This window comes from Nocardioides hankookensis (genome assembly GCF_042658885.1).
GTDB classification, from domain to species: Bacteria; Actinomycetota; Actinomycetes; order Propionibacteriales; family Nocardioidaceae; genus Nocardioides; species Nocardioides hankookensis.
In genome coordinates this window covers 878,911-894,027 of the sequence record NZ_JBHSRJ010000004.1, presented here as the reverse complement: position 1 = coordinate 894,027, position 15,117 = coordinate 878,911, and the positions used below count along the sequence as shown (strand labels likewise).

The 15,117-nt window shown below is 72.4% G+C and carries 13 protein-coding genes and 1 riboswitch; of the genes, 8 read left to right on the top strand and 5 right to left on the bottom strand.

Annotation, left to right across the window (positions count from 1 at the left end; all coding sequences use genetic code 11):
• Positions 1-4: 4 nt before the first annotated feature.
• The 8 genes from ACFPYL_RS10730 to ACFPYL_RS10695 all read left to right on the top strand — a co-directional run bounded on the left by ACFPYL_RS10730 (position 5) and on the right by ACFPYL_RS10695 (position 10,618).
• Positions 5-1,804 (top strand): AMP-dependent synthetase/ligase, encoded by a 1,800-nt coding sequence (locus ACFPYL_RS10730; protein ID WP_379153701.1) that lies wholly within the window; start codon positions 5-7, stop codon positions 1,802-1,804.
• A gap of 137 nt (positions 1,805-1,941) precedes the next feature.
• Positions 1,942-2,730: a Flp pilus assembly protein CpaB gene (gene cpaB, locus ACFPYL_RS10725; RefSeq protein ID WP_379153699.1), complete on the top strand. Its 789-nt coding sequence runs from the start codon at positions 1,942-1,944 to the stop codon at positions 2,728-2,730.
• A gap of 59 nt (positions 2,731-2,789) precedes the next feature.
• Entirely contained in the window at positions 2,790-3,980 is a 1,191-nt protein-coding gene (locus tag ACFPYL_RS10720; RefSeq protein ID WP_379153697.1) for an AAA family ATPase, read from the top strand.
• Positions 3,981-3,984: 4 nt separating this feature from the next.
• A complete protein-coding gene (locus ACFPYL_RS10715; protein ID WP_379153695.1) occupies positions 3,985-5,445 on the top strand; it encodes a CpaF family protein in 1,461 nt (486 codons plus the stop codon).
• A gap of 5 nt (positions 5,446-5,450) precedes the next feature.
• Entirely contained in the window at positions 5,451-7,382 is a 1,932-nt protein-coding gene (locus ACFPYL_RS10710) for a type II secretion system F family protein (protein ID WP_379153693.1), read from the top strand.
• Between the two features lies 1 nt (position 7,383).
• Positions 7,384-8,316, top strand: a complete 933-nt coding sequence (locus ACFPYL_RS10705) for a type II secretion system F family protein (RefSeq protein WP_379153691.1) — start codon at positions 7,384-7,386, stop codon at positions 8,314-8,316.
• Positions 8,313-9,950 (top strand): sensor histidine kinase, encoded by a 1,638-nt coding sequence (locus tag ACFPYL_RS10700; protein WP_379153689.1) that lies wholly within the window; start codon positions 8,313-8,315, stop codon positions 9,948-9,950. Before ACFPYL_RS10705 ends, ACFPYL_RS10700 begins: the two co-directional genes overlap by 4 nt.
• Complete coding sequence (locus ACFPYL_RS10695; RefSeq protein WP_379153687.1) at positions 9,947-10,618, top strand: response regulator transcription factor; 672 nt, start codon at positions 9,947-9,949, stop codon at positions 10,616-10,618. Before ACFPYL_RS10700 ends, ACFPYL_RS10695 begins: the two co-directional genes overlap by 4 nt.
• 10 nt (positions 10,619-10,628) lie before the next feature.
• Here ACFPYL_RS10695 and ACFPYL_RS10690 read toward each other — a convergent pair whose 3' ends face one another.
• The 5 genes from ACFPYL_RS10690 to ACFPYL_RS10670 all read right to left on the bottom strand — a co-directional run bounded on the left by ACFPYL_RS10690 (position 10,629) and on the right by ACFPYL_RS10670 (position 14,850).
• A complete protein-coding gene (locus ACFPYL_RS10690) occupies positions 10,629-10,823 on the bottom strand; it encodes a Flp family type IVb pilin (RefSeq protein WP_379153685.1) in 195 nt (64 codons plus the stop codon).
• A gap of 111 nt (positions 10,824-10,934) precedes the next feature.
• On the bottom strand, positions 10,935-11,162 hold the full coding sequence (locus tag ACFPYL_RS10685) for a Flp family type IVb pilin (RefSeq protein ID WP_379153683.1): 228 nt from the start codon (positions 11,160-11,162) through the stop codon (positions 10,935-10,937).
• 180 nt (positions 11,163-11,342) lie between these two features.
• Positions 11,343-12,587: a M48 family metalloprotease gene (locus tag ACFPYL_RS10680; RefSeq protein ID WP_379153681.1), complete on the bottom strand. Its 1,245-nt coding sequence runs from the start codon at positions 12,585-12,587 to the stop codon at positions 11,343-11,345.
• Complete coding sequence (locus ACFPYL_RS10675; RefSeq protein WP_379153679.1) at positions 12,584-13,843, bottom strand: hypothetical protein; 1,260 nt, start codon at positions 13,841-13,843, stop codon at positions 12,584-12,586. The genes ACFPYL_RS10680 and ACFPYL_RS10675 overlap by 4 nt, the downstream gene beginning before the upstream one ends.
• A gap of 23 nt (positions 13,844-13,866) precedes the next feature.
• A complete protein-coding gene (locus ACFPYL_RS10670; protein WP_379153678.1) occupies positions 13,867-14,850 on the bottom strand; it encodes a C40 family peptidase in 984 nt (327 codons plus the stop codon).
• A 26-nt stretch (positions 14,851-14,876) separates the two neighbouring features.
• A riboswitch (cyclic di-AMP (ydaO/yuaA leader) is annotated at positions 14,877-15,048 on the bottom strand.
• Between the last annotated feature and the right edge of the window lie 69 nt (positions 15,049-15,117).

The window sequence follows — 15,117 nt, the reverse complement described above, 5'->3', positions numbered from 1 at the left end:
GCCGGTGCGTGAGTTCTCGACCCCCCTGACGACCGAGATCGCTACCACCGGCAACCTCACCGACGACGTGGTGGTCAACGCCCGTGAGGCGGGCTCGACCGTGCAGTTCAGCCGCCGCGGCGACGGACCGGACCAGGCCTGGCAGGACGTCACCGCTGCCGAGTTCCTCGCCGAGGTGACCGCCGTGGCGAAGGGCCTCGTCGCGGCCGGCATCGAGGTCGGCGACCGGATCGCCCTGATCTCGAAGACCCGCTACGAGTGGACGCTCTTCGACTACGCGATCTGGTTCGCCGGCGCCGTCACGGTCCCGATCTACGAGACCTCCTCTGCCGAGCAGGTGCAGTGGATCCTCGGGGACTCCGGCGCCCGCGCGGTCGTCACGGAGACCTCCGACCACCTCGCGCGGGTCCGTGAGATCCGCGGCGATCTCGACGACCTCAACCACGTCTGGTCGATCACCGACAACGCCGTCGACACGCTGAGCCGCCTCGGCGGCGACATCTCCGACGAGGAGCTCGAGAAGCGGCGTACGACGGCGACCCCTCTCGACGTCGCCACCCTGATCTACACCTCCGGCACGACCGGGCGGCCCAAGGGCTGCATGCTCACCCACGGCAACTTCATGTTCGAGCTGGGCGTCGCGGTCGACGAGCTGGAGAAGCTCTTCCTGGAGCAGAAGGCCGCGACCCTGCTCTTCCTGCCGCTGGCGCACGTCTTCGCCCGGATCATCCAGGTCGGCTGCATCAAGTCGCGCACCCGACTCGGCCACTCCGCCGACATCAAGCAGCTGCTGCCGGACCTCGCGGAGTTCAAGCCCACCTTCATCCTCGCGGTCCCCCGGGTCTTCGAGAAGGTCTTCAACACCGCCTCGCAGCGGGCGACGGCCGACGGCCGCGGCAAGATCTTCGACGCCGCCGCCGAGACGGCGATCGCCTACTCGCGCGGCATCGAGCGCGGCAAGATCCCGGTGCGGGTCCGCGCGAAGCACGCCGTCTTCGACCGCCTCGTCTACGGCAAGCTGCGCGCCGCCCTCGGCGGCGAGTGCCTGTACGCCGTCTCCGGCGGCGCTCCGCTGGGTGAGCGGCTCGGTCACTTCTACCGCGGCATCGGCCTGGTCGTCCTCGAGGGCTACGGCCTCACCGAGACGACGGCAGCACTGAGCGCCAACCTCCCGGAGGCGACGAAGATCGGGACCGTCGGGCGTCCGCTTCCCGGCACCGCCGTACGCGTGGCCGACGACGGCGAGCTGCTCTTCCGCGGCGGCCAGGTGATGGCCGGCTACTGGCGCAACGAGGCCGCGACCGCCGAGGTCATGGAGGGCGACGGCTGGTTCCACACCGGCGACCTCGGCGAGGTCGACGACGAGGGCTTCGTCCGGATCACCGGGCGCAAGAAGGAGATCCTGGTGACCGCCGGCGGCAAGAACGTCGCCCCGGCCGTCCTCGAGGACCGCCTGCGCGGCCACCTGCTGGTCGACCAGTGCATCGTCGTGGGCGACGGTCAGCCGTTCATCGCCGCGCTCGTCACGCTGGACCGCGACTCGGTGCCCGTGTGGGCCGAGCAGCACGGCAAGAGCACCGACATCGCCGCCCTGGTGGACGACCCGGACCTGCGCGCCGAGGTCGCGGCCGCCGTCGAGGACGCCAACAAGGCGGTCTCCAAGGCCGAGTCGATCCGCAAGTTCACGATCCTCGCCGACGAGTGGACCGAGGAGGGTGGCCAGCTCACCCCGAGCCTCAAGCTCAAGCGCAACGTCGTGATGCGCGAGTGCAAGGACGAGGTCGCCGCCCTCTACCTGGGCTGACCGACTGGTCTGGACATGCCGCTCCGGTCCGGTCCAGACCAGTAGAACTCGTTTCGGACAGATCGGGTCGCCTGGCCCTAATCTGCTCCTGCTTCAACCCCGGCGGGGGCGGGGGTTGACGGCCTAGGCCGTCGCCCATGTTCTTCGACCGCGCCCGGGTGACCGAGCACGGTCCTCTCGGGAAGGTTTTGGCGACCGTGGTTCATCGGAAGTTCTTGCTGATCGGGGCGGTCATCGCGGCCGTTGCCGGCACGGCACTCGTGTTCCTCTACGTCCGCGGGGCCGACGCCCGCGCGGAGAGCCGGTTCGACACCGTCCAGGTGCTGCGCGCCAACGCGCCGATCGCCGTGGGCGAGAGCATCACCGCCGCCTCGCAGGGCGGGAAGCTCGCCCTCGCCAACGTGCCGCGCGACCAGGTCCTCCCGGACGCGGTCACCAGCATCGAGGGGCTCGCCAAGCAGGTCGCGCTGGTGCCGATCTACCCGGGCGAGCAGATCGTCACGGCCAAGTTCGGCAGCGACGCCGCTCCCCCGAGCGCCCTCCAGATCCCCAAGGGCCAGATGGCGATGTCGGTGAACCTCACCGACCCGGCGCGCGTCGCCGGCTTCGTCAACCCCGGCTCGCAGGTCGCCATCTTCGTCAACGGCACCGAGAAGGAGGGCGACGCGTACACCCGGCTGCTCCTCGACCGGGTCACCGTCATCGGCGTCGGCTCGACGACCCCGGTCTCGACGACCACCACCGACGACGCCGGCCAGGCGACGACGGAGGCCCTGCCCCGCACGCTCCTCACGGTCGCCGTCGACCAGGAGGACGCCCAGCGGCTGCTGTACGCCGTGACCAACGGCGAGCTGGCGTTCGCCCTGCTCACCGACGGCAGCACCATCGCCCCCGGTCCGGCCGTCACCGCCGACAACCTCTTCTGACCCACCCGCACCAAGGTCCACCGCAGTCCAGAGCACCATTCTCGGAGGGAAGCTCGAAAATGCCTATCGTCGTCGACCCGGACAGCGGCGCTGTCGCAGCGCTGCTCGCCGCACTGCCCAGCACCGCCCACCAGTCCGCACACGGGGTGCCCAACGGCGACCGCCTGCTGCGGTGGCTCGACGAGCACCCGACGGAGTACGTCGTCGTGATCGGCCCGAGCATCCCGCTCGAGGAGGCGCTGCTGCTCTGCGAGGGCCTGCGGGTCGGCAAGCCCACGCTGAGCCTGGTGCTGGTCCGCGAGCGCCTGGAAGCGGCGATGCTCACCCGGGCGATGGCCTCCGGGGTCCGCGAGGTCGTCGCCCTCGGCGACACCGCGGGACTGCTCGGCTCCGTCGCCCGCGCCGAGGAGCTGCACCTCGCCCTGCGCGGACCCGGGAGCGCCGCGGCGACGGGCCGGATCGTGACGGTCTTCTCCCCCAAGGGCGGGGTCGGCAAGACGACCCTCGCGGTCAACCTCGCGGTCGCCCTGAGCAAGGGTGGCGCCAAGCGGGTCTGCCTGGTCGACCTCGACCTCGCGTTCGGCGACGTGGCGATCACCCTCCAGCTGCTGCCCACCCACTCGATCGAGCACGCGATCGGCTCGGAGTCGGCCGTCGACCTGCCCCTCGTGGAAGGCCTGCTGACCCGGCACGAGGCGTCGGTCATGGTGCTCGCCCCGCCGAACCACCCCGACGTACGCGAGCGCATCACGGCGCTCCTCGTCTCGCGGATCCTGGCCACGCTGCGCACCGGCTTCGACTACATCGTCGTGGACACCGCGCCGGACTTCGACGAGCACACCCTCACCGCGCTCGACGAGAGCGACGAGTGCGTCATGGTCGCCACCCTCGACCTGCCGACGCTCAAGAACGTCAAGATCGGGCTGGCCACGCTCGACTCGCTCGGGATCGCGGCCGGCCACCACCACGTGGTGCTCAACCACGCCGACGAGGACACCGGGCTGACCGTCCAGCAGGCGGAGGAGATCCTGGCGCGCCGGATCAAGGTCCGGATGCAGAGCTCGATCGACGTCGCCCGGTCCACCAACCAGGGCGTCCCGATCATGTCCAGCCAGCCGGAGCACGCGGTCAGCAGTGCCATCCGCGGGCTGGCCGCCCAGCTGTCCGGCGGTGCGAGCGAGCCGTTCGCCGTCGCCGACGAGGACGCCCCCCGCCGCCGGAGCAGCCGGCGCATGAAGCTCCGGAGGTGATGACGTGAGCACTCTCGCCGAGCGGCTCGCCGCCATGCGCCAGGCCCAGCAGCCCGGCACCGTCCCCAGCCCGCGTCACGACGTGGCCGAGCCGACCCCGAACGAAGCCCCGGTCGCCGGCAAGCGACGGGCCACCCCCGCGCCAGCGGAGCCCGAGGCCCGCGGCCGCGGCGGTCGTGCCGGCGGGGCCGACGAGGACCGGCTCAACGAGGTCCGCGGGGCCGTGCACGCCGAGCTGCTCAACACCCTCGGCCCCCGGCTCTACGAGGCGGACCTCGACCAGGACGAGCTCGACCAGGAGCTGCGCACGATCCTGGCGGACGTCCTCGGCGCCCAGGAGCGCCCGCTCAGCGCGAGCGACCGGCTGCGGGTCACCCAGGAGATCCGCGACGACATCATCGGCTACGGCCCGATCGAGCCGTTCCTGAACGACGTGGACGTCTCCGAGGTCATGGTCAACGGCCCGGACAGCATCTTCGTGGAGCGCAAGGGACGCCTGACCGCCGTCCAGGCGCGGTTCGCGGACGAGGCCCACCTGCGTCGCACGATCGACAAGATCGTGTCCCGGGTCGGCCGCCGCGTCGACGAGTCCAGCCCGATGGTCGACGCGCGCCTTCCCGACGGCTCGCGCGTCAACGCCGTCGTCCCGCCGCTCGCGGTCGACGGCTCGATCCTCACCATCCGCAAGTTCGCGGCCGACCCGTACACCTCCGAGGACCTGATCCGCTTCGGCAGCTTCACCCGGACAGCGCGCGACTTCCTCGACGCGTGCGTGCGCGGCCGGCTCAACGTGGTCGTGTCGGGCAGCACCGGCGCCGGCAAGACGACGACGCTCAACGTGCTCTCGTCGTTCATCCCCGGCGACGAGCGGATCGTCACCATCGAGGACGCCGCCGAGCTCCAGCTGCACCAGGACCACGTCGTACGCCTGGAGTCGCGGCCGTCCAACATCGAGGGCCGCGGGGCCGTCAGCATCCGCGACCTGGTCAAGAACAGCCTCCGGATGCGGCCCGACCGGATCATCGTCGGCGAGGTCCGCGACGCCTCCGCGCTCGACATGCTCCAGGCGATGAACACCGGTCACGACGGCTCGATCTGCACGGTGCACTCCAACGGCCCCCGCGACACGCTCTCCCGCGTCGAGACGATGGTGCTGATGGCCGGCATGGACCTGCCGATCCGCGCGATCCGCGAGCAGGTCGCCTCCGCGGTCGACCTGATCGTGCACCAGTCCCGCTTCCGCGACGGCAGCCGCCGGATCACCCACATCACCGAGGTGGAGCGGATGGAGGGCGAGGTCATCACCCTCCAGGACATCTTCGTCTTCGACCACTCGCAGGGCTACGACAGCGACGGTCGCGTGCTCGGCCGCCTGGTGGCGACCGGGCTGCGGCCGAAGCTGCTCGACAAGCTCCGCGAGTCCAACGTCCACGTCGACCCGATGATCTTCGCGACGGTCGGGTGACGCCCGTGACCACCCAGACACCCCGGCTCCGGAGCGCGCGGCGCTTCACGCGCGCGGCACTCGCGTGCGCGCTCGCCGCGCTGTGCGTCGCAGGGCCGCTTGTTGCGGGGCCGGCGGCAGCAGCAGCCGACGACTCCGGGGCCGGGGTCAACCACGTCGAGCTGGTCGGCCACCAGCTGCGGGTGCTGGTCTCCGTGCCCCCGGGTGCGGACGTCGACCTCGACGGCGTCACGGTCGACCTCGCCGGCACCGCGGCCACCGCCGAGGCGCAGCTGGCCAGCGCCTCCGGGACGGTACGCCGGACCGCCGTGCTGGCCATCGACACCAGCGACTCGATGCGCGGCGAGCGCGCGGAGGCCGCCCACGACGCCGCCATGGCCTTCCTCGACGCCGTGCCCGACGACGTCTACGTCGGCATCGTCACCTTCGACGGCGAGGTGGCCACCCCGCTCGAGCCCAGCCTCGACCGCGACCAGGCCCGGTCGGTCGTCGACGGGCTCGGCTTCGGTCACGGCACCCGGCTCCTCGAGGGCATCCAGGCGGCGATCACCGTCGCCGGACAGGAGGGCCAGCGGTCGCTGCTCGTCCTGTCGGACGGTGCCGACACCACGAAGACTCCGCTCAGGACCGTGACCGACGCGGTCCGGGACAGCGGCGTGCTGCTCGACGCCGTGTCGCTCCAGGCGCAGGACCCGTCGCTCGCGACGCTCGCCGCCGCCGCGCACGGCCAGATGATCAGCGCCGAGCCCGCGGCGCTCGACGCGGCCTTCTCCTCGGAGGCCGACGCGCTCGGGCGCCAGGTGCTCGTCACGGCGACGGTGCCGGAGACGATCACCGCCAAGGAGGCCAACGTGACCGTCAGCCTGCCGACGGCCACCGACACCCTCACCGCCACGGCGTACGTCACGGTCCGCGTCGTCCGGCAGCTCCCCGCCGTCACGTCCGACGCCGTGGCGCCCGGCCCGCGCCAGCTGCCCACCTGGGCGGTGTACGCCGGGATCGCGGCCGTCGGCGTGGGCGTGCTGCTGCTCCTGCTGGTCCTGGTGCCCGCGAAGCCGAAGCCGCTCGGTGCGGCCGCACGGGTGGACGCCTACATCGGCGGCCAGCACTCGTCAGCGCCGACCCGACAGACCGAGGCGCTGGCCCCGGTCCGCGAGGCCGCGACCAAGATGCTGTCGCGCAACCGCGGGCTCGAGGAGCGGATCGGCCTGCGGCTCGAGGGGGCCGGCAGCGAGCTGCGCCCGCCGGAGTGGCTGCTGGTGCACGCCGGCATCGCCGCGGCGTCCACCCTGCTCGGCCTGCTCCTCACCGGCGGCAGCGTGCTGGTCGGCGTGATCGGTCTGGCCGTCGGCGTGCTCGGGCCGTGGATCTACCTCGGCCGCCGGCGCGCCAAGCGTCGCAAGGCGTTCAACGCCGCACTCCCCGACGCGCTCCAGCTGATGTCGGGCGCCCTCGAGGCGGGGCTCTCGCTCCCCCAGGCCGCCGACACGATCGTCAAGGAGGGCATCGAGCCGATCTCGTCGGAGTTCCGGCGGGCCCTCGTCGAGACCCGGCTCGGTGTCGACCTCGAGGACGCCTTGGAGGGCGTCGCCGAGCGCCTCGAGAGCGAGGATCTCGGCTGGGTCGTCATGGCGATCCGGATCCAGCGCCCGATCGGCGGCAACCTGGCCGAGCTCCTCGGCACGGTCGCGGCGACGATGCGCGAGCGCGAGTACATGCGCCGCCAGGTCGCCGCGCTCGCAGCCGAGGGCAAGCTCTCCGCGTGGGTGCTCGGCGGCCTGCCCCCGGCGTTCCTGCTCTACCTCCTGGTCACGAACCGTGACTACGTGATGCCGCTCTTCACCACCCCGATGGGGCTGGCGATGTTGGCCGGCGCGGGCACGCTGCTCGCGGTCGGCGTGTTCTGGATGAGCAAGATGGTGAAGGTGGAGGTCTGAGATGGTCCTGCTCTTCGTCCTCGGAGTCGGCTTCGTCGCCGTCGCCCTGGCCCTGACGGCGGCGGCCCTGCGGCCGGGCGTCCAGCCCGGCGGCGTCGCCCGCTCGATCGCCGTGCTGGAGTCCATCACCTCCCCCGCCCCGACCTCGCTCACCCGCGAGATCGACCCGCCCTTCGCCGAGCGGATCCTCGAGCCGATGCGCCGTCGGGCGCTGCGGATCGGGCGCCGGCTCACCGGCGCCGACTCCTCCGAGCGGCTGCGGCACAAGCTCGACCTCGCCGGCAACCCGCCCGGCTGGACCGTCGACAGGGTGGTGTCCGGCAAGGTGCTCTGCACCCTCGTCGGGTTCGCGATCGCGCTGGCGCTCTCGCTCGTCCTCGGGGTCTCCCCGATGATGCGGATCGCGTTCCTCGCCCTCGGCGCCGCGGTCGGCTGGTTCGGCCCCAACCTCTACCTCTACCAGCGCACCTACGAGCGCACCGAGCTGATGCAGCGCGAGCTGCCCGACGCCATCGACCTGCTCACCATCTGCGTCGAGTCCGGCCTCGGCTTCGACGCCGCGATCCAGCAGGTCGCCCGCAGCACCGAGGGTCCGCTGGCCGACGAGTTCAACCGGATGCTCCACGAGATGCAGATCGGCAAGGGCCGCGGCGACGCGCTGCGGGCGCTGAGCGAGCGCAGCAACGTCGCCGACGTCCGCTCCTTCGTCGGCGCCATGGCGCAGGCCGACTCCTTCGGCATCCCGGTCGCGCAGGTGCTGCGCACCCAGTCGCACGAGATGCGGGTACGCCGCCGGCAGCGCGCCGAGCAGCGCGCGCAGCAGGTGCCGGTCAAGATCACGGTCCCGCTGATCTTCTGCATCCTGCCCTGCCTCTTCATCGCGGTGATGGGCCCGGCCGCGATCTCGATCATGGGCAGCGGGATCGGCCAGTGAACAGACGGAGCAGGCGGGTCAGCCGGGCGGGCTCGGAGCTCACCGCGGCCCAGCGCAGGCGGCGTGGCCTGGCCGGGATCGCCCGGGTCTTCGGCCTCGTGGCCGTGCTCGCGCCGGCGGTCTCCTCCCAGGAGGGCGTGGTCCTGCTCGGGGTCGGCACGGTCGGCCTGATCTGGGCGGTCACCCAGGTGGCCGAGCACCGGATGGTCCGCGGCGTCTTCGCCGTCGAGGTGGTCAGCGCCGCAGCCGTCGGGCTCGTGTGCGCCGTCACCTGCAACCTCGCAGAGGTGTCGGGCCCCGGTATCCTCGGGGTCCTCGCCATCCCGCCCGTCACCGCCGCGATCCTGCGCGGCGCGCAGGCCGGGATGTTCGTGCTGGGCGCGGCGTTCGCGGTCTTCGTGACCGTCGCCTGCCTCGCCGACGCCATGACGATCCAGCTGGCGAGCACGACCTTCACCTGGCTGCTGACCGGCATCGGCTTCGGCCTGATCGGCGCGGCCCTGCACAGCACCCTGCTCGGCTCCGACCAGCTCGCCGCGCACCGGACCGCCCAGTCCCTCATCCACCAGCTCGCGTCGGTCTCCGACCGACTGGGCTCGCCCCTGGAGCCCGAGGTGCTCGGCACCGACCTGCTCAACCGGCTCAGCGCCTCGCTCAGCGACGCCGACCTGCCGGCGCGCGGGCTGATGCTCCAGGCGCCGAACGACGGCGAGCTGGTCTGGGTCGCGGGCGCGTCCGCCGGCTCGAGCGCAGACCTGGCGCTGCGGGCGGTGGCCCGGGCCCGGCCCGCCGTCACCGGGCACTCCTTCGCCGTGCCGCTGCTCAGCGACGGCCGGGTCATCGCTGTCGCGTCGGGCCACCTGTCCCCCACGGTCGACCGGATCGCCCTCGGCGAGCGTCTCCAGCGCCTCGGTACCGGTCTGGAGGACCAGGCCGTCGTGCTCGAGACCGCCCTGCTCTTCACCCGCTTCCGCAACACGGCCACCGTCGCCGAGCGCCGCCGGCTGGCCCGCGAGATCCACGACGGCGTGGCCCAGGACCTGGCCTCGGTCGGCTACCTGCTCGACGCCATCAACGGCCACCCGGACCCGCTCGAGCAGGCACAGCTGCTCGACCAGCTGCGCGGCTTCCTCGGTGCTGTGCTCTCCGACCTGCGCCGCGCGCTGGTCGAGCTGCGCACCGACACCGGCCCCGGCCAGAGCCTCGGTGCCGCCCTGGAGGACATGGCCCGCCACGTCCAGACGCTCACCGGCATCGCGTTCCACGTGCGGGTCGACGAGCAGGGCGCCCGGCTGCGCCCCGAGGTCGAGTCGGAGCTGCTCCGCATCGGCCAGGAGGCGATCACCAACGCCGTCCGGCACTCGGGCGGCAGCAACGTCTGGGTCACCTGCCGGGTTGCTGCGCCGTACGCCGAGGTGACCGTCAGCGACGACGGCACCGGGCTCGGCGCCGCCCGCGCCGACTCCCACGGCCTCCAGATCATGCGCGAGCGCGCCCGCCTGATCGGCGCCGAGCTCCTGCTCACCTCCCGCCCCGGTGGCGGTGTGGTGCTGAGGGTCCGAGCGCCCGGTGCGCTCGGCATCAACGACCTCGACTCGGGCACCGAGTCGCAGACCGGAAGGGTCCCCGCATGACAACGCCTACTGCTGGCCAGACCACCCCGACCACGGTGCTGCTCGTCGACGACCACGACCTGGTCCGCGCGGGCCTGCGTGGCGTCTTCGACCGCGAGTCCGACCTCGCCGTCGTGGGGGCAGCGTCCACCGTGGCGGAGGCGATGACGGCCTACGCCGACCTGCGGCCCGACGTCGTGGTGACCGACCTCCAGCTCCCCGACGGCACCGGCATCGACATCGTGCGCGCCGTACGCCGGGGCAACGACAAGACCGGCCTGGTCGTGCTGACCATGCACACCGGTGACCGGCCGCTGCTGGCTGCGATGGATGCGGGCGCGTCGGCGCTGGTCGGCAAGGATGCCCCCTCCTCCGACGTGGTCAACGCCGCCCGCCGTTCCGTGGTATCACCGCGGTCGTTCGCAGCGGCCGGTCTGCTCCAGGCCCTCGGTCGTCGGGCCGCCCGCGAGTCGGGACGCCTCTCGGACCGGGAGACCGAGATCCTGCGGTTGCTCGCAGACGGGCTGGGCATCGGTGAGATCGCCGGTGAGCTCTACATCAGCCGGTCGACGGCGAAGACGCACGTCGCCCGGATCTACCAGAAGCTCGGAGCCGCCAACCGCGCCCAGGCCATCGTCATCGCGATGCGCACCGGGTTGCTCTCGAGCGTCGACACGATCGGCGTCTAGCCGACCGCGGTCAGTTCTCGCAGTCCGCGTCCCCGCCGTTGGCGGAGGCGATCTGTCCGGCCAGCTTGTCGCAGCCGGGGTCTAACAGGGTGTCGCGGACCATGCCGCCGAGCGTGAAGACGACCGTCACGACCAGGGCGGCGATGCCGGCCACGAGCAGGCCGTACTCGACGGCCGAGGAACCAGTCTCGTCATGGGCTCGCATCAGCTGCTCCTCGCTGCCGATTGAGTGTCCAACGTCCAGAAATGTGTTTCGGCCGTGGTCCGCGTTGCGGGGGTCGCGGACCACGACCGAAAGCTTGGGTAGGTCAGGCGATCACGAGCAGTCGGCGGTGCTGGCGCTGTTCGTCGCAGCGGCCTGCTCACCCGAGATCGAGTCACAGGTGTCCTGGAACGTGTCGCTGATCATGCCGCCGAAGATGAAGACGACGGCCACGATGAGGGCCGCGATGCCGGCCACGAGCAGGCCGTACTCGACGGCGGAGGCGCCGGCCTCGTCGCGCTCGGCGCGGGAGGTGTGGAGGAGGTTGCGCAGGTGCTCCATGGTGAATCCCTTCAAGTTCGCACCGGGCCGGTGGGGGTACCGGTTCTGCCGGTCCGGGGCTTGCCCCGATGACAGGAATCCTCGTCCGCCCCGTGGTTGAGCGGGATCGGGTGATGGTCTCGACCGGAGTAGTCCGTTCGGGCCATACGGGTCCGCCGAACGTCCTGCTGTCGGATCGGCTCAGTACCCGCGATCGTCGAGCTGGCGGGCGATCGCGATCCGGGTCAGCCCGATCGGGTGCGAGCCGAACCAGAACTGGGACACGGCCGGCGGGGTCGGGTCCGCGAGCGAGCGCAGCGCGAGCTCGCGCTGCACGGCCTCGAACGCGCGGGCGTCCCGGGTGACCAGGAGCGCGTCGACGTCGGCCCGGGTCTCGATCTGCCGGCTGATCGCGTTCTGGATCGGCGAGGAGAGCAGCGTCCCGATCGCGACCAGGGCGAGCACCAGGGGTACGACGGCGGGGTCGCGCATCGGCGGGCGCCCGCGTCCGGCGAGCGCGCCCACGAGGAGCGCGAGCAGGCCGACCCCGAAGACCGCTCCCGCGGCGCCGATCAGGGTGCCGGTGCGCGGGTCGTCGTGCTTCGCGTGGGCGAGCTCGTGCGCGACCACCGAGAGCGTCTCGTCGCGCGGCACGTCGTTGACCAGGTTGTCGTAGAGCACGACCCGGCGGGTGCTGCCGAAGCCCGACACGTAGGCGTTCAGGGTCGTCGTACGCCGCGAGGCGTCGGCCACCAGGACGTCGTCGACCGGGACGCCCTCCTGGTCGGCCAGGGCCAGCACCTGGGTGCGCAGCGGCCCGTCCGGCAGCGACGTGAAGTCGTTGAAGATCGGCTCGACCAGCACCGGGTAGACGAACGAGCCGAGCACGACGAGCGCGCCGGCCAGGGCCGCGGCGACGGCAGGCCAGGCCCGCTCCCACCGGCGTGCGCAGCCGATCAGCACGACCAGCAGGACCGAGGTCGCGAAGACCTGCACCGCCTCGGTGCGCACCAGGTCGGCGGCGAAGCCGCCCCAGCCCTGCTCGCTCAGCCCGTAGTCGAGGACGTGGCGGCGCATCAGCACCGCGAAGGGCAGCGTGATGACCCGGCCGACGACCACCACGGCCGCGACCGCGAGCACGACCCGCACCCACCACCAGCCGGGCAGCCGCCCGACCAGCCGTGGACCCCACCGGCTGAAGCCGAGGACGCAGGACACGACGAGCGAGACCGCGAGCGAGCTCCAGCTCCAGACCCGTGCCCAGCGCGAGTAGTCCTCGGCGCGGGCGATCTGCTCGGCGGTGAAGACCGACGCGGCCGGCACCGGGCCCGGTGTGCCGCCGGGCACCGGGTGCCAGGGCACCAGCAGGATCGCGAGCACCACGAACGCGCTGCCCCCGACGGCGGTGACGACCAGGGCGACGCGGCGGTCCGGCGTCGCGGTCACGAGGCCAGCTCCTGCAGCTCGCTGCGCCAGTCGGCGGTCAGCTCCGCGACGGTCAGGCCGGTCTCGGCGACGAGCGCGGCCGGGAGGGGCTGCCCGCGGTCGACGGCCCGGTAGAACGCCACCAGGTCCGCCTCGCTGGTCTCCTGCGCGATCTCGCGGCACGCCAGCCAGGCGCTTTCGTACGTCGCGCCGAGGTGCGGCGTCCGGGTGCCGAACGCCCCCTCGTCGGGCAGCCGGCGTGGCGCGCCGCTTCGTCGTACGGCGGCGATGATCTGGGCGGCCGACCGGTCCACCGGCAGGTCCACGTCGCGCAGCGCCACGTAGTCGGCGAACCCCTCGAGCAGCCACAACGGCGTGCGGCTGTCCCAGGCGCCGGTCGCGACGTGGGTGGTCTCGTGGCTCATCACCACCTGGGCGCCGGTCGGTCGCAGGCTGCCGAAGACGTCGGGGTTCACGAACACGTGCACCGGCGAGCTCGGCGCGCTCGAGCCGTCGGCCGAGGTCGTGACCGCCGCGATCTGGTCGTAGTCGCCCTCCTTCGCGCCCAGCGCGGCCTCGAGCGCGTCCACGGACGCGGGCACCTCGACCACCAGGCCGCGGCGCCAGCTCGGCAGCACCCGGCGCACGACCGGCACGGCCGCCTCGGCGCGCGCGGCGTAGTCGTCGGCGACGTCGGAGGAGCCTGCGACGACCACGAGTGTCGAGGGCGTGCGCCGTACCTGCACCGGCCCGGACAGCCAGACCGGCGAGACCCGCCCGCCACCGCCGAACCCGGCCAGCGCGACCCGGTTGCCGTCGTCGACCAGGTGCACGTCCACCTCGGCGCGGCCGGAGACCGTGTCGAAGCCCCGGAACCGCCAGGTCGCGTCGACCGCGGCGTCCCAGGCACCGTCGGAGGTGGGCGCACCGTCGTCGTCGACGTAGCGCAACGTGAAGTCGCCGACGTCCAGCGCGTCCGCGTTGGCGACCAGTGCCGCCAACGTGTCGCCCGCGGCCGGGTCGCCCGCCGGCGCCAGCGCGCGGGCGGCGTCCTGGTCGCGCTCACGCACTGCCGTCTCGAACGCCGCGAGCGTCGTGGTCGCGAGCGTCGGCTCGACGCTGGGGCGGGCGGCGCGCGGCGCCGGCGCGACGTACGTGTCGTCGTGGGTGAGCGACCAGGCGAGCAGGGCGGAGGCGACCAGCAGGCACAGCGAGAGGCCGGCCACCCACCAACGCGGGCGACCGGCCTCTCGAGGCTGATCTGGCGTGACGCTCACCCCGGCATTCTGCCGGGTGGCTCCTAGCCGGGGCGCACCGCACCGACGTACGGCATGGCGTGCAGGCTCGTGACGCGAACACCCGAGCTCGGGTTCTCGGCGTTCACGATCATGCCGTTGCCGATGTACATGCCGACGTGGCTGATCGGGCTGTAGTAGAAGACCAGGTCGCCGGGCTGCAGGTCGGACTCCGCGATGTGCGGGCCGGTGCTGTACTGCGCGCTCGAGGAGTGCGGCAGGCCGACGCCCGCCTGGGCCCAGGCCATCATCGTCAGGCCGGAGCAGTCGAAGGCGCTCGGGCCGGCGGCGCCGTACACGTAGCTCTTGCCGACCTGGGCGAGCGCGTACTGGACCGCGGCGGCGGCACGACCGGAGACCGGGACGTCGGACGGGAGCCGCACGACGCCGCGCGAGAGCATCTCCTCGCGCTCCTTCTCCTTGAGGTCGCCGAGCACGGCCTGCGCCTCGGCGAGCTTGTCGTCGACGACCGACTTCTCCTTCGCCAGGACCTTCTCGGTCTCAGCGACGTCGGCGGCGCGCTTCTCGGTGGCGCTCTGGCGGATGCTCAGCGCCTGCGCCTCGGTGGCGTACTTGTCGAACAGCTGCGACTGGAGGTCGTTGAACGCCGACATCGTCGAGAGCTGCGCGAGGAAGGACTGGGGGTCGTCGGACAGGGCGACCTGGCCGACGGTGGAGAGGCTCTGCCCCTCGTACTGCCGCACGACCGAGTCCTGGACCTGGCCGCGGACCTCCTCGAAGGCGTCGTCCTGGCGGTCCTGGTCGGCCTTCAGGGAGTCCAGGTCACCCTGGAGGTCCTTGAGCTCGAGCTTGGCGTCGTTGTAGCGCTCCTGCGCCTGCTCCGCCTCGTGGTAGAGCTTGTCGACGCGCTTCTGGACGTCGTCGATGCTGGGCTCGGCCTGGGCGGGCGTGGTCGGCATGAAGCCGACAGCGGCGATCATGGCGCCACCCGACAGCATCGTGATGAGTCGCTTGCGGCTCTTCTGCACGGGCGGGCGTTCTCCTTGTGACGTCGTACGCCTACCGGGTGAGCTGACGGATTCGGGCACGACATTTGCCCTACCCCGCTCCGAGGTGGCCCGAGTGCCACCGCCGTCACAGGGATTCACCCCTGGCAGCGGGCGGGCCCGCTACCGATGGTTCCCCGGCTCCGGGCCTCCGACAGGTCGACGGGCCCGGACTCAGCGCGGTGGCCGCGCGCACCTGAGTGATGCACGTCCTCGGCCACCTGAGCGACTGAGGTTAGTCTGCGCCCC

Coding starts and splice junctions, on each gene's coding strand:
- ACFPYL_RS10685 (WP_379153683.1), bottom strand. CDS start 11,162: ATGGAGCACCTGCGCAACCTCCTCCACACCTCCCGCGCCGAGCGCGAC.
- ACFPYL_RS10720 (WP_379153697.1), top strand. CDS start 2,790: ATGCCTATCGTCGTCGACCCGGACAGCGGCGCTGTCGCAGCGCTGCTC.
- cpaB (WP_379153699.1), top strand. CDS start 1,942: ATGTTCTTCGACCGCGCCCGGGTGACCGAGCACGGTCCTCTCGGGAAG.
- ACFPYL_RS10705 (WP_379153691.1), top strand. CDS start 7,384: ATGGTCCTGCTCTTCGTCCTCGGAGTCGGCTTCGTCGCCGTCGCCCTG.
- ACFPYL_RS10690 (WP_379153685.1), bottom strand. CDS start 10,823: ATGCGAGCCCATGACGAGACTGGTTCCTCGGCCGTCGAGTACGGCCTG.
- ACFPYL_RS10695 (WP_379153687.1), top strand. CDS start 9,947: ATGACAACGCCTACTGCTGGCCAGACCACCCCGACCACGGTGCTGCTC.